Source organism: Variovorax nivicola, assembly GCF_051216475.1.
Lineage (GTDB): Bacteria > Pseudomonadota > Gammaproteobacteria > Burkholderiales > Burkholderiaceae_C > Variovorax.
Map to the genome: position 1 here is coordinate 690255 of NZ_JBPJZK010000001.1, position 19546 is coordinate 709800.

19 protein-coding genes are annotated in these 19546 nt (G+C 65.1%); 2 read left to right on the plus strand and 17 right to left on the minus strand.

The annotated features are described in order from the left end of the window. Positions 1 to 77: 77 nt before the first annotated feature. The 4 genes from ACSFBF_RS03270 to ACSFBF_RS03285 are packed head-to-tail and all read right to left on the minus strand — an operon-like array spanning position 78 to position 4031. Positions 78 to 1058, minus strand: coding sequence for a tripartite tricarboxylate transporter substrate-binding protein (locus ACSFBF_RS03270; RefSeq protein WP_435464893.1), 981 nt, complete (start codon positions 1056 to 1058; stop codon positions 78 to 80). Further along, positions 1055 to 1729 carry a 3-isopropylmalate dehydratase small subunit gene (gene leuD, locus ACSFBF_RS03275; protein ID WP_435464894.1) on the minus strand — a complete coding sequence of 225 codons (675 nt, stop codon included), beginning with the start codon at positions 1727 to 1729 and terminating at the stop codon, positions 1055 to 1057. Before leuD ends, ACSFBF_RS03270 begins: the two co-directional genes overlap by 4 nt. Beyond that, a complete protein-coding gene (gene leuC / locus ACSFBF_RS03280; RefSeq protein WP_435464895.1) occupies positions 1726 to 3132 on the minus strand; it encodes a 3-isopropylmalate dehydratase large subunit in 1407 nt (468 codons plus the stop codon). The genes leuD and leuC overlap by 4 nt, the downstream gene beginning before the upstream one ends. Further along, entirely contained in the window at positions 3129 to 4031 is a 903-nt protein-coding gene (locus tag ACSFBF_RS03285; RefSeq protein WP_435464896.1) for an alpha/beta fold hydrolase, read from the minus strand. Before ACSFBF_RS03285 ends, leuC begins: the two co-directional genes overlap by 4 nt. Before the next feature lie 125 nt (positions 4032 to 4156). Between ACSFBF_RS03285 and ACSFBF_RS03290 the strand changes: the two genes are divergently transcribed. Continuing rightward, positions 4157 to 5080 carry a LysR family transcriptional regulator gene (locus ACSFBF_RS03290; protein ID WP_435464897.1) on the plus strand — a complete coding sequence of 308 codons (924 nt, stop codon included), beginning with the start codon at positions 4157 to 4159 and terminating at the stop codon, positions 5078 to 5080. Between the two features lie 110 nt (positions 5081 to 5190). Here ACSFBF_RS03290 and ACSFBF_RS03295 read toward each other — a convergent pair whose 3' ends face one another. From ACSFBF_RS03295 to ACSFBF_RS03330, 8 genes are all read right to left on the minus strand, one after another. Beyond that, on the minus strand, positions 5191 to 6663 hold the full coding sequence (locus ACSFBF_RS03295) for an amidase (RefSeq protein ID WP_435464898.1): 1473 nt from the start codon (positions 6661 to 6663) through the stop codon (positions 5191 to 5193). A 224-nt stretch (positions 6664 to 6887) separates the two neighbouring features. After that, positions 6888 to 7214, minus strand: a complete 327-nt coding sequence (locus tag ACSFBF_RS03300; RefSeq protein ID WP_435464899.1) for a hypothetical protein — start codon at positions 7212 to 7214, stop codon at positions 6888 to 6890. 41 nt (positions 7215 to 7255) lie between these two features. Then, the gene (locus tag ACSFBF_RS03305; RefSeq protein WP_435464900.1) at positions 7256 to 7963 is read right to left on the minus strand and encodes an alpha/beta fold hydrolase; all 708 of its coding nucleotides are present in this window, start codon (positions 7961 to 7963) and stop codon (positions 7256 to 7258) included. Positions 7964 to 8027: 64 nt separating this feature from the next. Beyond that, a complete protein-coding gene (locus ACSFBF_RS03310; RefSeq protein ID WP_435464901.1) occupies positions 8028 to 8999 on the minus strand; it encodes a quinone oxidoreductase family protein in 972 nt (323 codons plus the stop codon). Positions 9000 to 9162: 163 nt separating this feature from the next. Beyond that, positions 9163 to 9753, minus strand: coding sequence for a cysteine hydrolase family protein (locus ACSFBF_RS03315; RefSeq protein WP_435464902.1), 591 nt, complete (start codon positions 9751 to 9753; stop codon positions 9163 to 9165). 3 nt (positions 9754 to 9756) lie between these two features. Then, on the minus strand, positions 9757 to 10617 hold the full coding sequence (locus ACSFBF_RS03320) for an isocitrate lyase/PEP mutase family protein (protein WP_435464903.1): 861 nt from the start codon (positions 10615 to 10617) through the stop codon (positions 9757 to 9759). A 1-nt stretch (position 10618) separates the two neighbouring features. Beyond that, a complete protein-coding gene (locus tag ACSFBF_RS03325; protein WP_435464904.1) occupies positions 10619 to 11710 on the minus strand; it encodes a serine hydrolase domain-containing protein in 1092 nt (363 codons plus the stop codon). Further along, the gene (locus ACSFBF_RS03330; RefSeq protein WP_435465909.1) at positions 11710 to 12663 is read right to left on the minus strand and encodes a Bug family tripartite tricarboxylate transporter substrate binding protein; all 954 of its coding nucleotides are present in this window, start codon (positions 12661 to 12663) and stop codon (positions 11710 to 11712) included. Before ACSFBF_RS03330 ends, ACSFBF_RS03325 begins: the two co-directional genes overlap by 1 nt. Positions 12664 to 12889: 226 nt before the next feature. Between ACSFBF_RS03330 and prpR the strand changes: the two genes are divergently transcribed. Then, the gene (prpR, locus tag ACSFBF_RS03335; RefSeq protein ID WP_435464905.1) at positions 12890 to 14893 is read left to right on the plus strand and encodes a propionate catabolism operon regulatory protein PrpR; all 2004 of its coding nucleotides are present in this window, start codon (positions 12890 to 12892) and stop codon (positions 14891 to 14893) included. A 91-nt stretch (positions 14894 to 14984) separates the two neighbouring features. Here the strand turns inward: prpR and ACSFBF_RS03340 are convergent, their stop codons facing one another. From ACSFBF_RS03340 to ACSFBF_RS03360, 5 genes are all read right to left on the minus strand, one after another. Next, a complete protein-coding gene (locus ACSFBF_RS03340) occupies positions 14985 to 15728 on the minus strand; it encodes a ribonuclease activity regulator RraA (RefSeq protein ID WP_435464906.1) in 744 nt (247 codons plus the stop codon). A gap of 25 nt (positions 15729 to 15753) precedes the next feature. Beyond that, on the minus strand, positions 15754 to 16539 hold the full coding sequence (locus tag ACSFBF_RS03345; RefSeq protein WP_435464907.1) for an SDR family oxidoreductase: 786 nt from the start codon (positions 16537 to 16539) through the stop codon (positions 15754 to 15756). A gap of 31 nt (positions 16540 to 16570) precedes the next feature. Continuing rightward, entirely contained in the window at positions 16571 to 18058 is a 1488-nt protein-coding gene (locus ACSFBF_RS03350; protein ID WP_435464908.1) for a Rid family hydrolase, read from the minus strand. Between the two features lie 80 nt (positions 18059 to 18138). Continuing rightward, on the minus strand, positions 18139 to 18864 hold the full coding sequence (locus ACSFBF_RS03355; protein ID WP_435464909.1) for an amino acid ABC transporter ATP-binding protein: 726 nt from the start codon (positions 18862 to 18864) through the stop codon (positions 18139 to 18141). Further along, positions 18839 to 19543 carry an amino acid ABC transporter permease gene (locus ACSFBF_RS03360; RefSeq protein ID WP_435464910.1) on the minus strand — a complete coding sequence of 235 codons (705 nt, stop codon included), beginning with the start codon at positions 19541 to 19543 and terminating at the stop codon, positions 18839 to 18841. The genes ACSFBF_RS03355 and ACSFBF_RS03360 overlap by 26 nt, the downstream gene beginning before the upstream one ends. Positions 19544 to 19546 lie beyond the last annotated feature (3 nt).

Below are 19546 nucleotides of genomic sequence, written 5' to 3' on the forward strand. Positions count from 1 at the left end.
TGGCCCGAGAAGGAGGGAACGTCGGCATGGTGCAAAGCTCGCAGCACTCATTCATCCTGTCTTCTCCGTTCTGTTTTTCAGTCTGCGTATTGGGCTGCAGCTTTCAGCACTGGCAACCAGCGTTGCGTTTCCTGCGCCACAAAACGCTTGTGCGCCTCGCGGCCCGAGCGCTCGTCGGTGACGATCACCGCACCCAGGTCGGCTTCGCGCCGCTGGAAGTCGGGGTCCTTCAGGCTGGCCTTCAGCGTGGCGTTGAGCTTGTCGAGTACGGCGGCGGGCGTGCCCTTCGGCGCATAGAGGCCGTGCCACACGGCCACGCGAAAGCCCTTCAGGCCGCCTTCGTCGAAGGTTGGTACCGACGCCAGCTGCGGCGTGCGGATGCGCGCCGCCGTGGTCACGCCGAAGGCCTTGACTTTTCCGGCTGCGATCTGCGCGCTGGTGTTGGTGGTCTGGTCGCACATCAGGTCGACCTGGCCGCCCAGCAGGTCGGACATGGCTGGTGCCGTGCCCTTGTACGGAACGGCCACCATGCTGCCCTTGGTCGCTTGCTGGAAGAGCAGGCCGCACAGGTGCGCCGCCGAGCCGATGCCCGCGTTCGCGATGGTCAGCTTGCCGGGCTTGGCCGCGACAAGGCGCGTCAGCTCGGCCAGGTTCGATGCGGGCAGGTTGGGGCTGCCGATCAGCGTCATCGGCACCTCGCTGACTAGGCCGAGGTACTCGAAGTCCTCCAGCGGCTTGTAGGGCAGCGTGCGGTACAGCGCGGGCGCGGTGGCCATGGCGATGTTGTGCAGCAGCAGCGTGTAGCCGTCGGGTGCGGCCCGCGCCACCTTGGCCGCGCCGATGTTGCCGCCGGCACCGGCCGCGTTGTCGATGATCACCGTCGTGCCGCCGAGGGTCTTGCGCAAGGCCTCGGCGAAGTCGCGTGCCACGCGGTCGGTGGGACCGCCGGCAGTGTAGGGCACGACGAGCGTGATCGGCTTGTCGGGATAGGCTGCTGTCGCGGCAGCGGTTGACGACAGCACAAGGGCGCAAAGCAGGAAGCGGTGGCGGTTTGTCATGGACTTGTCTCTGGTTGTTGTTGTGGGTGATCGAGCCGCTCCTTCGTTCGCCGGGCAACGTCGCGCGTCCAGGGCTGCGCGGCCCAGTGACGCTGCGCGAAGGCCTCGATGGCCGGCCGGTGCACGAGCGACGCACCGATCAGGTCCAGGCCATCGAGGAACATGGTGCGGTGCCGCTCGGACAGCGCAAAGGCGTGGGTGCCGACCGGCGAACGGACTTCCAGGCGCTGCACGTCGATCTCCAGTTGCAGCGGCGCAGCACTGGTGCCTGCGGCGTCGAACAGCGCCTGCACCTCGGCGGGCGGCAACATCACCGCGAGCAGGCGGTTGTTCATCGCGTTCGAATAGAAGATCTCGCCGAAGCTCGGCGCGATCACGGCCTCGATGCCGTACTGCTGCAGTCCCCACACTGCGTGCTCGCGGCTCGAGCCGCAGCCGAAGTTGGCGCCACCGATCAGGATGCGCGTGCCAGCGTAGGCGGGCTGGTTGAGCACGAAGTCTGGGCGCGCGCGGCCTTCGCCATCGAAGCGCAGGTCCCACAGCAGGCCTTGCGACAGCCCGGCCTTGTCGATCCCGCGCAGGAACTGCTTGGGCATGATCTGGTCGGTGTCGAGGTTGGCAATCGCTATCGGCGCGGCAATGCCCTGGATGCGGTCGTGGGTGGCGGTCATGGCAGGGTCTCCAGCTGGCGAACGTCGGTGATGCGGCCCGTGAGTGCGGCGGCCGCGGCCATGGCCGGGCTCATGAGGTGCGTGATGGCGCCGCGGCCCTGGCGTCCTTCGAAATTGCGGTTGGTGGTCGACGCGCAGCGCTGGCCCGGCGACAGCACGTCGTCGTTCATGGCCAAGCACATGGAGCAGCCGGGCTGGCGCCATTCGAAGCCGGCCTCGATCAGCAGCGCCGCGATGCCCTCGGCCTCGGCCTGCGCCTTTACGGCGCCAGAGCCCGGCACCACCATCGCGCGCAGCCCGGGCGCCACGTGGCGGCCCTTCACCACCTGTGCCACCGCGCGCAGGTCTTCGATGCGCGCATTGGTGCACGAGCCGATGAACACGTGCTGCACCACCAGCCCTTCGATCGGCGCGCCCGATGCGAGGCCGGTGTAGCGCGTGGCCTGCTCGATGCTCAGGCGCTGCGCGCCTTCGGCCGCGGGCACGGTGCCATCGATGGGAATCGCCTGGTCGGGGCTGGTGCCCCAGGTCACGTAGGGTGCTACCTCGCCGGCATCGAAGCGGTGCTCCGCGTCGAAGACCGCGCCCTCGTCGCTGTGCAGCGTGGCCCAGTGCGCCAGCGCACGTTCGCGCAGGGCGGCGTCGATGTCGGGGGCGCGCGCCAGCACGTAGTCGACAGCCGCCTGGTCGGGCGCGATCAGCGCGCCGCGCGCGCCGGCTTCCACCGCCATGTTGCACAGCGTGAAGCGCGCCTCCACGGACAGTGCCTCGATGGCGCTGCCGCAGAACTCAACCGCGAAGCCGCGCGCGCCCTGGGCGCCGATGCGGCTGATGATCATCAGGATCAGGTCCTTGGCGGTGGTGCCCAGCGGCAGTTGGCCGTCGACGCGGATGCGCATGTCCTGCGCGAGGCGGTACACCAGCGTCTGCGTGGCCAGCACGTGCTCGACCTCGGACGTGCCGATGCCGAAGCCCAGTGCGCCGAGCGCGCCGTAGGTGGTGGTGTGGCTGTCGCCACAGATCACCACCATGCCGGGGCGGATCATGCCGTGTTCGGGCGCGATGATGTGCTCGATGCCCTGCAGCGCGTCGTTGGTGTCGAACAGCGCAATGCCGTGGCGGTCGCAGTTGCGCTTGAGATTGCTCGCCTGCAGCGCCGAGGCCGGGTCCTGGATGATGCGGTGCCGCACGGGGTGCGTCGGAATGATGTGGCTCACCGTCGACACGTTCTGCCCCGGCATCGCGACCTCGCGGCCCTGCGCGTGCAGGCCGGCAAAGGCCTGCGGGCTGGTGTATTCGTTCATCAGGTGCAGATCGCAGAACAGCAGCACGTTCTGCGCGTCGAGTGGCGTCACCGTGTGCGAATCGACGAGTTTGCGGTAGAGGGTCGCGGGCGTCTTCATGAATGGCTTTCTGTCGAGAGAAAGGGCAGCACCCTGGCCAGGAGCTGTTCGGGCGCTTCCTCGGCGATGTAGTGGCCGCAGGGCATTGCCTTGCCCTCGACGCTGCGCGCCACGCGGCGCCATTCGTCGAGCGGGCGGAAGCACCGGTGCACCACGCCCTGTTCGCCCCACAGCGCGAGCAGCGGCGGCTGCAGCAGCAGGCCGGCATCGCGGTCGGCCTGGTCGTGCACGAGGTCGATGTCGGCCGAAGCGCGGTAGTCCTCGCACAGGCCGTGCGCGGCACCGGACAGCGCGAGGCAGCGCTGGTACTCGGCCAGGGCGCGTGGATCGAAGGGCGCGAGGCCCGCGCTGCGCCGGCCCATCACGTCGCGGATGTAGGCGGCGGGGTCGGCTTCGATCAGCCGCTCGGGCAAGGGCGCCGGCTGGATCAGGAAGAACCAGTGCCAGTAGGCGCGCGCGAAGGCCTCGGTGGTCTGCGCATACATCGCCAGCGTCGGCGCGATGTCGAGCAGCACCAGCCTGCGCACGGCCTGTGCGTGGTCCATGGCCAGGCGGTATGCGACACGGGCGCCGCGGTCGTGCGCCAGCACGTCGAAGCGTACGAAGCCGAAATGGCGCATCAGCGCGACCTGGTCGGCCGCCAGCGTGCGCTTCGAGTAGTTGGAATGGTCTGTTGCGCCCTCGGGCTTGGACGAGTCGCCATAACCGCGCAGGTCGGCCGCGATGACGGTGAACTGTTCAGCCAACATGGGCGCCACGCGGTGCCAGATGGCATGCGTTTGCGGGTGGCCGTGCAGCAGCAGGAGCGGCGCGCCGCGCCCGCCGACCACCGCCGAGATGGCGATGCCATGGCCCACGTCGACATGGTGCCGTTCGAAGCCAGGGAAGAGTTCATTCATGGGGTGTCTCCTTCGAAAACGCTGCGGCTTTCCGCTTGCAATGAATCGTAGGTAGTTCTTCTGGCGCCACAAAGTCGCTCGGGGCAATTGATTCTTTCCTGTGGCGACTTAATATCGCGACCACGATGGACGCGCTCTCCGATCTCTCTTTCTTCGCGGTGCTGATGAAGCAGGGGAGCCTTAGCGCGGCGGCGCAGGAACTGGGCATCACGCCGCCCTCGGTGAGCAAGCGTCTCGCAGCGCTCGAGGCGCGCCTGGGCGTGAGGCTTCTGAACCGCACCACCCGGCGCATCAGCCTCACGCCCGAGGGCGAAACCTACCTGACCGAAGGCGCGCGCGTGCTCGATGCGCTCGATGCCGTGGAGCGCGCGGTGTCGGGCGCCAAGGTCGCGCCGCGCGGGCTGCTGAAGGTCAGCGCCACGCTGGGCTTCGGGCGGCGCTTCATCGCGCCGGCGCTGTCGAAGTTCGCTCGGGCCTTCTCCGAGGTCGAGGTGCAGCTGCACCTCACCGACCGTCCGGTGAACCTCGTGGAGCAGGGCTTCGACGTGTCGGTGCGCATCGGCGCGCTGCCCGATGCGCGGCTCACGGCGCGCAAGCTGGCGTCGAACACGCGCATTCTTTGCGCCGCGCCGGCCTATCTGGCGAAGGCCAGCGAACCCGTCCATCCGCGCGAACTGCAGCAGCACCGCTGCCTGTTCATCCGCGAAGGCGACGAGGCCTTCGGCTCATGGCACCTGCGTTCGGGCGGCCGCCAGGAGACCGTCAAGGTGCGTGGCGCGCTCAGCAGCAACGACGGCGAATGCGCACTGGCGTGGGCGCTCGATGGGCACGGCATCCTGCTGCGTTCGCAATGGGATGCCACGCCCTACCTGCGTTCAGGCCGCCTGCGCCAGGTGCTGCAAGGCTGGGCGCCGCCGTCGGCGGACATCTATGTCGTCTTTCCGACCAAGGCCCACATGTCGGCGAAGACGCGCGCGTTGGTCGACTTCCTGCACGACAGGTTCGCGCGCTACCGCGAGGGCGGCACAGACGACGTGGTGGCCTGGTAGGCAAGCTTCGCATTGTCGAAGTTTGGATCACACGTTGCCGGTTCAGATCAAGGACTTAGCTCGCAGTAGATGACTGCTGTCTGTCGAGGGTCGGCGTGTCCTGTTCCCGATCAACCGCACAGCGCCGGCGGCGGCACGAAGCCGCCGAACTCGCGCGCGACCAACTCGGCGAAGTGGATCGTCGTGCGATCCTCGAACATGGGGCCGATGATCTGCACACCGATCGGCAAACCGCCTTCGGACAGGCCGATCGGCGCCGCCGTGGCTGGCAGGCCCGGCACGGTCGCAGTGCCCGAATAAACCAACTGATCGGTGTAGTCGAGACTGCGGCCATCGACCTGGATGCGGCGAGCGTCTTGATCCGGACTCTGGTCGTGCCGAAAAGCAGGCGTAGGCATCACCGGGCACACCACCACATCGAAGCTCTCGAACAGCACCTGCCAGCGACGCCGCAGCTGCACACGGGCCCCGTTCGCCGCGAGCCAGTCGCGGTGACTCAGCACCATACCGCGCGTGCGCTCGGCGGCAAGACTGACATCGTCGGCGGCGAGCGCCGCAGCGCGGCCCCGCGCTTCCTCGTACATCGGGGTTGGCCAGTTGGCCGCAAGCGTCGACAGCAACAGGCGCATATAGAGCCGCCCCACATCGGCCAGGTCCGGCAGCAACGTGCTCTCGCGCGCAACCTTGGCACCGGCCTTGGACAACTGATTCGCGAACTTGTCGATCATCGTGCGAATGCTCGAATCCGAAGGCATCAGCGGATGCGTGTCGAGCACCAGCACACGGAAGCTCGTGAGCTCCTCGTGGCGCGGCTTGGGCAAAGCCACGCGGTACGCGATGCCCAGCGTCTGCGGATCGGGCTCGGCCAGCAGATCGAGCATCAGCGCGAGGTCGCCGGCGCTGCGTGCCATCGGACCAATCACGGCGAGGTCGCGATCGTTCGGCAAGGCCGGCAGCGGCGGTGGTATTTGGCCGCGCGATGGCAGCAGCCCGAAGCTCGGCTTGTGCGCGTACACGCCGCAGTAGTGCGCCGGCGCCCGCAGCGAACCGCCGATGTCGGAGCCGAGCGAGAGCGGGCCGTAGCCGGCCGCCAATGCCGCGGACGAGCCACCCGACGAGCCGCCGGGTGTGCGCGCCAGATCCCACGGGTTGTTGGTGGTCCCGTAGATTTCGTTGTAACTTTGCACGTCGCCGAGCGCGAACGGCACATTGGTCTTGCCGAGCACCACGGCGCCCGCGGCCTTCAGGCGGGCGACGGCGACAGCGTCTTCGGCGGGCTTGAAATCCTTGAATGGCGGCATGCCCCAAGTGGTGGGCAAGCCCGCGATGTTGAACGACTCCTTGATCGTGATCGGGATGCCGAGTAGCGGTCGAACTTCGCCGCGCGCCCGCGCGGCATCGGCCTCGCGCGCCGCATCGAGCGCGCGATCGAAGTCGCGTACGCAGATCGCATTGAGCTGCACGTCGCACTGCTCGATACGCGCGATCGCGTCCTGCGCGAGTTCGACGGCCGAGACTTTGCGCGCGACCAGCGCACCCGCGAGTTCGGTCGCGGTCATGTAGGTGGTTTCAGGCGTGTTCAATTGCGCGACCCTCTTGGGCGATTGGTTTTCCGAGACCGACGTGGTCGAGTACACCGACGGACCGCTTTATGTCTCCCGGAAGAATCTCGCAGAGCGGCGGTGATTCCGGTTTGCGTACAAATCAAAGCGGCTTGATATTAGAGTAACCCGTAAACGCGCACCGCGCCGCGAGCTGAGAGGCAGTCTCACAGCCTCCAAGGCCTCGACGGACGGTGGGCCGCTGGTCACTCGCGCGGTGCATTGCCTTTGTGAAGGCGCCCGAACGAGCGAGACAGATACACCGCCATCAACAGCGCGCCCAGCCCTGCGACCGATGAATGAAGGGGGCTGTGTAGATCAAAGTCACCGACCTGGCAGACGAGCAAGTAGCCGATTGCGATATTGAACGCTCCCCACAACACGTTCACCAAGGGCGAAGACAGGCCTTTGCCGGGAGGCTTCGCGAAAGGGCTCTGGAATGGATGCCCAGAGGTTCCTGCGACGACGTGCGGTATCGCGTTCACGAGAAAGGCACCGCCGAAGAAGTAGGACACGTAGTGATACCAGGGCATATCGGAATCTCAGTCAGGCAACAGCTGAAATCAAAAACGATCTAGGCGCGCTCCAGCCAGCGCAAAAGCGCTGCATTCACGGCTTCAGGTTGTTCGAGCGGTGCCACGTGTCCGCAATTTTCGAGGATCACCAGTTGCGCTCCCGGTATGCCAGCCGCCATTTCCTCACTGCATTCAAGTGGGGTGAGCTGATCCTGCCGCCCGCACAAGACAAGCGTCGGGCATTGGATGTCTTTCAGCAGCGGCCGGCTGTCCGGCCGACCGCTCGCGGCACGCTGCTGTCGCACGAAACCTTCGGTGCCGACGCTGCGCGCCATTGATGCGAGTAATTCGCCGAGCGTGGCGTCGCCGACGCGCGAGGGATGGACGGCCCGGGGCAGGAAGGCGCCAGCTACGGCCGCAAAATTTTCGGCGTCTGCGGCTACTCCCGCGATCATGCGTTGCCGCATCTCAATCGATTCCGGGGTGTCTGGCCGAGCGCTCGTATCCACGAGAGCCAACGCCACAACTCTCTCCGGTGCTTGCCGAAGCATCTCAAAAGCAACATAGCCTCCGAGCGAAAAAGCAGCCAGTGCGAAGCGCTCGGCTGGCGCGCTGACCAATGCCGCGGCGGCCAGCGCACTGACGCTGTCGTGTGCGACGACGTCAGCGATGCGGGTCAGCCGCCCGGGCATCGCTGCAATCGCGTGCTGCCAGAGCCGTGCATCGTTCATCAATCCGGGTAGTGCATAGAAGGGCAAATCAGTCATACAGGGGACCTTAGAGGAATCGGGGGCAGTGCTTCCACTTCTTGGCAGCAGAGGTCAATCAACATCATGGGATCAGGACGATCTTCCCGAAATGCTCGTTGGCCCGCATTCGGGCCAGGGCCGCAGCAGCCTCGCCAAGCGGAAAAGTCGCATCGATCGGCATGCGCAGCCGTCCATCGACGAGCGACGCGGCAAGATCGGGCAGCATGCGGCCATTGATCGCCGCGATCTCGTCAAGCGTCCGCAGTCGAAACGACGAGCCGATATAGGTAATCCGGCGGCTTGCGTGCAGGTCGAAATCGAAGCTCGTGCCGACACCGCCCAGACGACCGTTGTTGATGATGCGCCCGCCGAGCGCCGTCGCGCGGAGCGTCAGATTGATGCCGGGACCGGAGACCAGATCGACGACGAGGTCGGCACCTCGGCCGTCGGTCGCCGCCATCACGAGGCCCGGCCAATTTTCGTCGTCCGTGTCGATCGCGAGATCCGCGCCGAATTCCGCGAGCCGGGCCCGACGCCCTGCATCGCGCGACGAGCCGATCACCCGCCCCGCACCCATGATCCGGGCGATCTGCAGGCCGACCAGGCCGATAGCTGAGCCGGCGCCCAGAACCAGTACCGTTTCGCCTTGCGCGAGGCGGCCAAGACCGACGATCGCGTTGTGCATGGCCCTGAGGGCGATCGGCAACGCAGCCGCCGCGGTGAAATCGGGCGGACTCTTCGGAATGGCCAGCGCTTGCCGATGGTCGGCGACGGCGTATTCGGCGTAGCCGCCACCACCCGAGCACATCACGCCGGAGCCGATTTCGATTCCCGTCACCGCGGAACCCACGGCAACGACCTCGCCAGCCCACTCCAAGCCGATGGGCGTACCTGGACCACCCTTTCCACCATGGGATTTACCGCTCGCCATGGCGAGATCGGCGCGATTCAGCGCAGCCGCGCGGACGCGCACCAGCACCTCCTGCGGACTTGGCGTCGGGATGGGCAGTTCGGCGAGGCCGATACCGTTCGCGTGCGCAACGATGGCTTTCATTTACTTCTTCCGATCAAATCGTCGACCATGGTGTTACCTCGGGTATGAAGGTTTGAGGGGCGCGAGGACGGTCAATTCGGCCAGATGCCGATGCCGTCGTGCACGAGAACCTTCATGCGGTTGGCCCTCGTGTTGGCAAATAGATAAGCGTGATGTGCACGGGCTAAGGGGTCAATGCCTCGCAGAACTCTGCCGCAGTGGTCACCACGGCCTGCCTGGGAAAGACCTCCTTCAACAGAAACTCGTTGACCCGGACATCGGGGTCGGCACAGGCGTCCGAGAGGACGATGACCCGATAGTCGAGATCGTGTGCCTCGCGAACAGTGGTGAGCACGACTCCGCTGGTGTGCGCGCCAGCGAGCACCACGGTTTCAATGCCCGCGCGCCGCAACTGGGCGTCGAGGTCGGTCGTGGAGAAGGCGCCGACCCGGGTCTTGCGAACGAAGATGTCGCCCGGCATGGAGCCCAGTTCCGCATAGACGGCGGTCGAAGGGGAGTCGATATGCATGTTGTGCCCCGCCGCCTTGACGCGCACACCCATGGCACTGTGCGCGGGAAAGTCCTCGAGGTCGGCCGCATCGAAGGCCACGCGTACGAAGCCCACCGTCCCTCCTCGCGAGCGCATCAGTCGTTGTACAGGCATGACCTTCGCGAACAGCGGTCCTGGATCGGGAATGAAGCCCAGAACGGCGGGCTGGTAGTCCATGATCAGCAGCACCGATTGCTGGATGTCGATAGATGAAAGTTTGTTCATTGTTCAGATGTAGAGACGCTCCAGCGCATCCCATTCGGGTTTGCCGACGAGCCGCTGGCGTTCCGCGAATGGCGTGACCAGCGCGGGGTCTTCCTCCAGGCGCTTTGCATCGCGTAAAACCGTGAGCGCTTTTTGCATGCCGGCCACCGCGCCCTGCAACGCGGCGTTTGCATAAAGCACGAGGCCGTAGCCCATGCCTCCAAGTTCTTCGGCACTGAAGATGGGTGTCTTCCCACCGACGACCATGTTCATGAGCTGCGGGCGATCCAGGCGCTGTGGCAGTGCACGAATTTCGTCTGCGGTGGTCACGGCCTCGACAAAAAGGATGTCGGCACCGGCTTCGGCGAACCTCTGCGCGCGCTCGATCGCCGCCTCGAAGCCGTGCACCGCGCAGGCGTCGGTGCGCGCCAGGATCAGCAGGTCGGCGTCCTGTCTTGCATCGGCCGCCGCCTTGATCTTGTTCACGGCCTCTTCTGTGGGAATCACATGCTTTCCCGCAAAGTGGCCGCAGCGCTTGGGCGCGACCTGGTCCTCGAACTGGATGCAGTCGGCGCCCGCGCGCTCCAGCGTTCGCACGGTGTGGCGCACATTGAGCGCGTTGCCGAAGCCGGTGTCGGCATCAACAATCAGCGGCAGGCCGACCGCGTCACGGATGCGCGCCGTGTGGTCGGCGATCTCGGCCAGGCCCACGAAGCCCTGGTCGGGCATGCCGAAATGCATGTTGGTGACGCCGGCGCCGGTGATGTAGATCGCCTCGAAGCCCAAGTCTTCGATGACCCGGGCCGACAGTGCATTGAAGGCGCCCGGGACGATGACGCCGCGGCAGGCCTGCACCAGGGCGCGTAGTTGTTGTTTGGTGTTCATTTCATTGCTGCGGACTTGCCTCGAGGATCAGTTGCAAGAGCTTTGCCATCTGAGGGGGCTTCATGTTAGGGAGATTTTTCAGCTCGGACTCGGAAACCGAGTTGATGTTCTCGGGGTAGTCGGTATGGTTCAGGTAGACGACCACGATCTCCTTGCGAGGAAATATCACGAGGTTCTTTCCCAGCGCGCCTTTGGCGCTGTAGTGGGGTTCGGCAATGCCCGGCCAGTCGTTGATCCACCAGTAGTAGCCGTACCCGCCCGCTGCGCCGAGGTCGGAGTAAGAAGTCGTGCTTTCGCGGACCCAGGCGCTTGGAACAATGTTCGTTCCGGTCCAGCTGCCAGCGCGAAGAAGCAAATAGCCGAAGCGTGCAACGTCGCGCGTGCTCATGCGGAATTGGTACGCAGGATATTTCGACGTCTCTTCTGCAGGCGTGCCAGGTGCGCCGGTCACATAGTAGAGGTCCTCTGGTCGAAAGTCCTGCATTTGCAACGGCTTGGCGATGCGGTCTTGAAAAGCCGTTCCAAGCTTGATTCCAGACTGCTGCTCAAGAATCGCTCCGGCGACGTTGAAGTCCCAGTTGTTGTAATACCAGAACGTGCCGGGCGCATGACTGCCGCGTGCGGGCATCGTTGCACGCATGGCAGGCGTCCCTCCCACGAAAGCCCTGTAGATCCCGGAGCGCGCTTCGAGAACGTCGCGCACAGTCGCCTGGCGCTCTGCAGCGGTCAAGGGGGGCACATCGTCGATGCCCATTTGCGCGAGCGTCTTTGACAGATCCACGCGGCCTTCCTGCACATAGATTCCATACAGGGCACTCACGAAACTCTTGCGCACAGAACTCAGCTTCACGCGCTTGGTGACGTCGCCCCACTGCGCCACAACTTGCCCTTTGTCGATGACCATCAGACTGCCTTCGGGAACAGTCTTCAGATACTGCCCAAGCTCCGCCAGTTTCTGTGTCGACCAGCCGAGGCCCTTGGGGTCGCCCTGCGACCAGGATGTATCTGGGTAGGGCAATGCCTGGCCCTGGGCATACGCGCCGAAGGTGAAAGCACTGCCGATGGCGACAAGGGTTGCCTTGAGTTTTTTCATCACTCTTCCTGCATGTGAGCAGCCTTGACGATCTCACCCAGGCGCTTGCGTTCGGCGTCGGTGAACTTCACGAAGTCCTGGCGGGTGCCGCCCATGGGCTCGATGCCCATGCCCTTGAGCTTTGCCGCGGTGGCGGGCTCGTGCATGGCCTTGTCCACGGCGGCGGCGACCTTGTCCAGGATGTCGTTGGGCGTGCCGCGCGGCGCATGAAGTCCGGCCCAGTGCGCGATCTGCAGGTCCGGGAAGCCCTGCTCGACGGCCGTGGACAGTTGCGGGTACGCCGAGATGCGCTGCGTCCAGGTGGTGGCCAGCGCCTTGAACTTGCCTTCGCCCCGGATATGCGGCAGCGCGATGATGCTGGCCTCGGACGTGCCTTCGACCTGTCCTCCCAATACGGCCGTGGTGCTCTCCGAGCCGCTCTTGTACGGCACGGGCTGCAGCTTGGCACCGTACTTCACGTTGAGCATCTCGGCCACGAAGTGCGGCGTGCTGCCGGTGCCCGCAGTGGCAAAGTTGAAGCCCGGGCCCTTCTTCGATGCCTCGACGAAGTCGCGCAGGTTGTTGTACGGCGCCGACTTGGGCACCACCACCACCGAGGGCGCCAGGCCGATCATGACCACGGGCACCAGGTCCTCATCCTTGAAGGGAATGGACTTCTTGATCATGCTGTTGGAGATGACGCCTGCCGCACTGATCAGGAAGGTGTAGCCGTCGGGTGCGCTTCTGGCCACCAGATCGGCACCGAGCGAGCCTCCCGCGCCGGGACGGTTGTCGACGATGACCGGCCGACCCAGTATCTTGGCGGCGCCCTCCGCTGCCGCGCGCGCCATCAGGTCGTTGGCACCGCCTGGCGAGAACGGAACGACGAAGTGGATTGTCTTGGCGGGCCAGGCTTGGGCCTGCGCGGTCAAGGGAAGCGTGCAAGCCAGCGCGGCGGCGGTTGCGCAGATCACGGGGGAAAGACGATGGAAATTCAAGTTGGTCTCCTGTGTTTTGGCGGAGAAGAGCTCCGCAAGGGGTTGCCTCAACGTTTGCGCAAACGCTGTGCCACGCGCCCAAGGGGAAACCCTCCCCGTTCTAACCCATTGATTCAAAAGGCATTTGTCGCCGTTGGCAACTCTGCACGCCTGTCATCCGTCTCATTTGAATTTCATTCATGAAACAATAAAATTCACTGAAATGAACGCACCCTCCATTGCCACTCCCCGCCCGCCCCACATCGTGGCCGTGGCCCGCCATCGGCTAGGCCGCGTGCTGGCGCGGCTGATACCGGAGGTGGCTGGGCAGGCACATGTCGAGCTGGTCGGACATGCCTTCGACGATGCCGTGGCGGCCGTGCGCGCGCTGCACGCCCGCACCCCCGTCGACGCGGTGGTGGCCGCGGGTGCCAGTGGCGAATGGCTGCGCCAGCACCTGGACATTCCGGTGGCGATGGTGGAGGTGCGCGGCTTCGATCTGATGCGCGCGCTGGCCGCAGCGCGCGCCATCTCGCACAAAGTGGGGCTGGTGTCGTTCGAGGGACCATCGGAGCACCTGGCGCAGCTGGACGCCCTGTTCGGCATGGGCATCGCACAGTTCAGCTACCGAGGACCGGACGATGCGCCTGCCTGCGTGGAAGCCCTCCGCGCTGCCGGGATCGAGGCCGTGGTTTCGCCCGGGCTGGTGGCCGACCTGGCCGAACAGGCCGGCATCGCCAGCGTGTTGATGTATTCCGACGACGCCGTGCGCCAGGCGCTGCAGGACGCCATCCACTTGGCACGCCACAGCCGTGCGGAGCGGGCGCGCCACGAACGACTGGGCACCATCCTCGGCCAGTTGCAGGACGGCGTGGTCGCCGTGGACCTGCGCCAGCGCATCGAGGCCCTGAACCCCGTCATGGCGGAACTGCTGGGCGCTTCCGTTGCGGAGCTCGCCGGCCGCGTGCTGAGCGATGTGGAGCCCGTGCTGGACCTCGGCGCCACGCTGCTCCTGCGCGAAGCCCCAGCCGAGGAAGTGCTGCAGATCGGCATGCGCACGCTGGTCGTGCGGCGCGCGCCCATCGTCGAAAGCGGCGAGGTCACCGGCGCGCTGCTGGTGTGTCGCGACCCGGCCGTCATACAGCGCGCCGACCGCCACCTGCGCGCCAACCAGCGGCAGCGTGGTGCGCCCGCGCGCTACCGGATCGAGGCTTTCACAGGCGACAGCGCCGCGGCGCGGCGCGTGCGCGAGCTGGCGGTGCAGTGCGCAGCCAGCGACGCCACGGTCCTCGTCGTCGGCGAGAGCGGCACCGGCAAGGAGTTGGTGGCCCAGGGTATTCACACCGCCAGTCGCCGCGCGACGCAGCCGTTCCTGGCCGTGAACTGCGCCGCGCTGAGCGAAAGCCTGCTCGAAAGTGAGTTGTTCGGCTACGAGGAAGGCGCCTTCACCGGCGCGCGGCGCGGTGGCAAGACCGGCCTGATCGAAGCGGCCCATACAGGCACCCTGTTCCTCGACGAGATCGGCGACATGCCGCTGGCGCTGCAGACGCGGCTGCTGCGCGTGCTGCAGGAGCGGGAGGTGCTGCGCCTGGGCGCGACCGCGGCCGTGCCGGTGGACTTGCGCGTGATCGCGGCCACGCATGCCGATCTGGCCGCGCAGGTCGATCGCGGCCTGTTCCGGCGCGATCTGTACTACCGGCTCGCGGTGTTGCGCATCGAGACGCCACCCTTGCGCGAGCGTGGCGCCGATATCGCACTCCTGGCCACCAGCCTGCTGGCGCGTCGCGCCAACGCAGCGGGCGTGCAGGCGGCGCAGGCATCGGCCTGGCTCGCCGCCTTGCTGGAGCTGGCCACCGGCTACGGCTGGCCCGGCAATGTGCGTGAACTGGAGAACATGGTCGAGCGCCTGTTGGCTTGCCACAACCACCTCGCACCCGCCGGCAAGCTGGACCGCGCGCGGTTGCTCGAGGTGTTCCCGGAATGCACGCAAGCCCGCCCGGCGCCCGTCCGCGATGGCCTGCTCAAGGGCGCACGGCGTGCCGCCGAACTGCGTCGTGTGCGCGAAGTGCTGCAATCGGTGCAGGGCGACCAGCGTCAGGCCTGCGCCATTCTTGGCATCAGCCGCGCCACGTTGTGGCGACGATTGCGCGATGAAGAACCAGCGATGGGCAGCAGCAATGTGCCTGCGGGAAACTTCAACGTCGGATCGAAAAAGATCCGGGCTTAGGATCGCTGCGAAGGAGGAAGCGCCGAGCGCCTCGACTTCGAGGCTATTTTTGGCGCCGCTCCAATTCGCCAGTCTCGACGGGGCAAGTGGTCTATATGGAATCGGCGCCGACACCGCCCGACGATATTCGGGCTGCTTCGTAGCGAGCCCTGTTTGGCTCATTCGGCGGGTAAAGGCCAGGCAGCGCGGCGCCAGCCTCGACTTCGCTCATGATCCAGTTCTCAAGCCGCTCCTGCTCCACCGATGCCGCCACCACCTCGTCCAGGAGCGCGGCGGGAATGAGCACTGCGCCGTCCTGGTCGACCACGATCACGTCGTTTGGAAATACCGCAACGCCACCGCAGTCGATGGGTTCCTGCCAACCGACAAAGGTCAGGCCGGCCACGGACGGCGGGGATGCGGTTCCCTGACACCACACGGGCAGGCCGGTGCCCAGTACGCCGGCAATATCGCGAACCACACCGTCCGTCACGAGCGCTGCAACGCCGCGTTTGTGCATCCGTGCGCAGAGGATGTCGCCGAAGATTCCGGCATCGGTGACGCCCAATGCTCCGACCACGGCAATGCAGCCGTGCGGCATTGCTTCGATCGCCGCGCGGGTTGAAATGGGGGAGCCCCACGAAGCGGGGGTTGCAAGGTCTTCCCGGGCCGACACGAAACGCAGGGTGAATGCGCGGCCGACAAGTCGCGGCTGGCCCTCCGCTATCGGACGGGTGCCGCGAAGCCACACGTTGCGAAGGCCATGCTTGAGCAGAACCGTCGTCAGCGTGGCTGTCGATATGCCCGAGAGGGCGGTGATGATCTTTTCGTCGAGTTGCAGGGAGTCGATGGTCATGGTGAGAAACTTCAATTGAAAATGATCAGACGCTGGCGATGAGGCCGCCATCGATCCGGACTGTCGAGCCGGTAATGTATGAAGCGCGAGAGCTTGCGAGGAAGGTAACCACGTCCGCATACTCTTGCGGCTCGCCATACCGGCCCACTGGAATCGATCCCGTGCTGTCGGCCGCAATCTCCTCGACCGATCGCCCTTCGCGCGTGGCCTTGGCGTTGTCGAGAAAGCGGATGCGATCCGTGGCGATGCGCCCAGGCAAGACGACGTTGCATGTGATGCCGTCGCGACCGACTTCTCGCGCAAGCGTTTTCGACCAGCCGACCAGGGACATCCGCAATGCGTTCGACAAGCCAAGGTTCGGTATGGGCGAGACAACGCCCGATGACGCACTGGTGATCACCCTGCCAAAGCCACGTTGGCGCATTCCCGGAAGTACCCGGTCGGTGATGGATACCACCGACAGGACCATGCTCTCGAAATGCTTGCGCCACAAAGCAGGATCCTGTCCGTGGGCCGGCGTTGGCGGCGGCCCTCCGGTGTTGTTCACCAGTACGTCGATCGATCCCAGTTCGTTCTCGATGCGGGTGACATGACTGTCCACGGTAGACAGATCTGCGAGATCCCATTGAAGCGCGATGGCATGCGAGCCCGCTTCTCTCACCGCTTGCGCGGTCTTTTCGGCGGCCTCCAGATCGATGTCGGCAACGGCAACGCGTACGCCCTCGGCCGCAAGCGTTCGCGCGATGACGCTGCCGAGCCCGCCACCACCGCCGAGCACGAGCGCGGTCTTGTCCTTCAGTTGTAGATCCATTTTCTCTTCCTATCAAAAACTGGTGGCCTGGTTAGCGCTGCGCGCCGATCGACCCGTTGCCAGGCTCCGCGACAGCGTCGATTTCGATACGCACGCCGTTCAATGCACATCCGATGGTGGTTCGCACGGGAGCGGCACTGCCCATCACTTCGGCGTACACGGCGTTGAAGCGCTGGAATTCGCTGATCTCGGACAGATAAACCTGCAGACGGACAAGGCGGCTGAAATCAGTGCCGGCGTCTTCCAGGACCAGACGCAAGTTGTTGAGCACAGCGACCGTTTGCTCTTCGATCGTGTCGCCAAGAATGTTTCGTGCAGGATCTCGTGGAACTTGCCCCGCAACAAAGATCAGGCCACCTGCACGGCGCCACAGGCTGTAGTGCCCGCCCGTGGACGGGCGCTTTTTCGGCTCGGGCGATGACCGCGTCAATGCAACGACCGAACGCTCGTTGCCAAGCTGATCGCGATATTCCCACTGTCCGTCCAGGGATCGAACCAGTGCGTTGCTGTACAGGTAGGCGGTGGTACACGTGTGCTCCGGGACCAGCAACAGTCGATCGCCGGTTTCGAGGGTGTCGTTGCCGATCACCGTGTGCTCTTCGTTCATCATCACGATCTCGCCGACGTCTTGAAAGCGCTGTCTCATCGGCTTGTCCGGCGAGATCGCCTTGCTGCCGGCGTCCAGCGTCGAGGTGCCATTGCGTGTGGAAACAACCGTCGTCAACACAAACCCGGCCGCAACCCAGTTGTGATGCGCAAGCTCCCTCAGGTGCTGGGCGTTCGAATACACCCAGGTGCCGGGCGACACATGACGCATCACCGAGCGCGGCCAGAGGTCGAACGTATAGCTGCAGGCTCCGACCACATCGACCTCGATGCCGTCATCGCGCAGGCTCGACTGCAGAGCCTCCAGGGCATGGGCAAGCTTTTGAACTTCAACTTTGCGCTCGTCGTACTCGCCGCGGATGTGGCCGTCGTAGAGATGCCACCCTGCAAGCCGGCCGAGCCGGGCGACCGCGCGCGCGAGTTCGAGCGCGGCCTGGTCCATCGGGACTCCCGTGCGGCCCATCCCCGGATCGAGGTCGACACGCAGGCGAATCGAAGGCGCAGCGCCGTCGAGCAGGCGGGCCCAGGTGTCGAGTCCCTCGGGGGAATCGACCAAGCCCGTGAGTTCAGCCCTCGGAAATACCGTGGCCAGTTCAATTAAGCGGCCGATGTTCTGTGGATTGACGGTCGGAAACGCCCACGTGACGCGCGTGGCGCCTGCGGCCAGCACCATTTCGACCTCGGCAAGCGTACTGGCCTTGAAGGCTTCGACACCATTGGCCAGCAGCAAGGCGACGAGCCACGCAGCGCGGTGGGTCTTCACGTGCGGCATCAGGCGATCGACGCCGCCGCAAGCTTGCGCAGTGATCTGCAGATTGTGCAGAACGCGGTCTTCCATCACCACGAAGCAGGGTGTTGCGACCGCCGGCACCAGGTCCGCGGTAATTGGGTTGATCATGTTGCGTGTTGTCATAGAGTCATGGTTGGGGCGTAGCGCAGCCGCCAGGTGGCATGAATCTCACCAGGGAGCGGCTTCGCTTCGACGACGATTGGCTAGTGGCGCAGGTCGGACAGGAATGCCTGCGCGCGCGGGTGTTCCGGCGATCGAAAGAACGTTTGCGGATCGGCTACTTCGAGAATCGCGCCGTGATCCATGAACCAGACGCTGTCGCTCACCTCGCGCGCGAACCCCATCTCATGGGTGACGCACATCATGGTCATGCCGTCTCTCGCGAGCGATTTCATGACGTTGAGCACTTCGCCGACCATCTCAGGATCGAGGGCGCTTGTCGGCTCGTCGAACAGCATGACCGGCGGCTCCATTGCCAACGCGCGGGCAATCGCGACGCGTTGCTGCTGTCCTCCGGACAACTGCTGCGGATAGGAGTCCGCCTTGCTGGCAAGTCCCACGCGATCGAGCAGCGCCAATGCCTGCTGCTTCGCGTCCGCACGGCTTTTTCCGGCGGCCTTCATCGGCGCCAGGCATACGTTGTCGAGCGCCGACAGATGAGGAAACAGGTTGAACTGCTGAAACACGAAGCCGACACGGGTGCGAAACCGGTTCAGGTTCAAGGAAGCCTGATGGACGTTCGTTCCGTCGACCGTGATCTCGCCGCCTTGAATTTCCTCGAGGCGGTTGACGGTACGAATCAGCGTCGACTTGCCCGACCCCGAAGGGCCGCACACGACCACCACCTCGCCTCGCTTCACCTCGGCGGTGACGTCGACGAGCGCCTGATACTCGCCGTACCACTTATTGACTTTGGAGAACTGAATCATCGATGAGGTTCCTGACGTTGGGTGTTTTCCTCGCAGTGCGTCGACGCGAGATGCGCCGTTCGACTGCCTGCAGGCATCGGGTGAGCGAATAGCACACCACGAAGTAGGTCAGCGCGAGGATCGAAAAAACCTGAAACGGCTGCGTCAGCTCCTGGACGCTGATGACATAGCCGATCGACGTGTCCTTCACCGTCGATACGCATTGGCTCAGAATGCTCGGCAGCATGTTGTACAGCGCCTGCGGCAGCGTCACGTGACGCATCGTCGACCCGTAGCTCATGCCGAGCGAGCGTGCGGACTCGGTCTGCCCTTTGGGTATCGACTCGATGCCCGCCCGGACGATCTCGCACAGGTAGGTCGCCTGATAGATCACCAGCGTGACGACCAAGGTCGTGAATGCGCTGACGAGATGGCCGATCAGCCCCGGCACCAGGAAATAGCTCCAGAACACCAGCATCACGAGCGGCACGCCGCGCACGATGTAGACGAGTACCGCCGAGGACACGCTCAACACCCTGTAGGACGAAACCCGGCACAACGCCAGCAGCACGCCGAGCGGAAACGCGAAGACGAGGCCGAGCAGCGCGAGGATCAGCGTGAGCGCAAGACCGCCGATCGGTCCGTTGGGATATTGCCCGAGCAGCAGGAACTGCCCGTTGTGGACCAGGATGTCAAACATCGT

What these genes read in the sequence shown, in the direction of transcription:
- leuC (WP_435464895.1), bottom strand. Translation starts at nt 3,132, where the DNA reads ATGAAGACGCCCGCGACCCTCTACCGCAAACTCGTCGATTCGCACACG.
- prpR (WP_435464905.1), top strand. Translation starts at nt 12,890, where the DNA reads ATGAACGCACCCTCCATTGCCACTCCCCGCCCGCCCCACATCGTGGCC.
- ACSFBF_RS03315 (WP_435464902.1), bottom strand. Translation starts at nt 9,753, where the DNA reads ATGAACAAACTTTCATCTATCGACATCCAGCAATCGGTGCTGCTGATC.
- ACSFBF_RS03350 (WP_435464908.1), bottom strand. Translation starts at nt 18,058, where the DNA reads ATGACAACACGCAACATGATCAACCCAATTACCGCGGACCTGGTGCCG.
- ACSFBF_RS03290 (WP_435464897.1), top strand. Translation starts at nt 4,157, where the DNA reads ATGGACGCGCTCTCCGATCTCTCTTTCTTCGCGGTGCTGATGAAGCAG.
- ACSFBF_RS03360 (WP_435464910.1), bottom strand. Translation starts at nt 19,543, where the DNA reads ATGTTTGACATCCTGGTCCACAACGGGCAGTTCCTGCTGCTCGGGCAA.
- leuD (WP_435464894.1), bottom strand. Translation starts at nt 1,729, where the DNA reads ATGACCGCCACCCACGACCGCATCCAGGGCATTGCCGCGCCGATAGCG.
- ACSFBF_RS03285 (WP_435464896.1), bottom strand. Translation starts at nt 4,031, where the DNA reads ATGAATGAACTCTTCCCTGGCTTCGAACGGCACCATGTCGACGTGGGC.
- ACSFBF_RS03270 (WP_435464893.1), bottom strand. Translation starts at nt 1,058, where the DNA reads ATGACAAACCGCCACCGCTTCCTGCTTTGCGCCCTTGTGCTGTCGTCA.
- ACSFBF_RS03310 (WP_435464901.1), bottom strand. Translation starts at nt 8,999, where the DNA reads ATGAAAGCCATCGTTGCGCACGCGAACGGTATCGGCCTCGCCGAACTG.
- ACSFBF_RS03305 (WP_435464900.1), bottom strand. Translation starts at nt 7,963, where the DNA reads ATGACTGATTTGCCCTTCTATGCACTACCCGGATTGATGAACGATGCA.
- ACSFBF_RS03345 (WP_435464907.1), bottom strand. Translation starts at nt 16,539, where the DNA reads ATGGATCTACAACTGAAGGACAAGACCGCGCTCGTGCTCGGCGGTGGT.
- ACSFBF_RS03320 (WP_435464903.1), bottom strand. Translation starts at nt 10,617, where the DNA reads ATGAACACCAAACAACAACTACGCGCCCTGGTGCAGGCCTGCCGCGGC.
- ACSFBF_RS03355 (WP_435464909.1), bottom strand. Translation starts at nt 18,864, where the DNA reads ATGATTCAGTTCTCCAAAGTCAATAAGTGGTACGGCGAGTATCAGGCG.
- ACSFBF_RS03340 (WP_435464906.1), bottom strand. Translation starts at nt 15,728, where the DNA reads ATGACCATCGACTCCCTGCAACTCGACGAAAAGATCATCACCGCCCTC.
- ACSFBF_RS03300 (WP_435464899.1), bottom strand. Translation starts at nt 7,214, where the DNA reads ATGCCCTGGTATCACTACGTGTCCTACTTCTTCGGCGGTGCCTTTCTC.
- ACSFBF_RS03325 (WP_435464904.1), bottom strand. Translation starts at nt 11,710, where the DNA reads ATGAAAAAACTCAAGGCAACCCTTGTCGCCATCGGCAGTGCTTTCACC.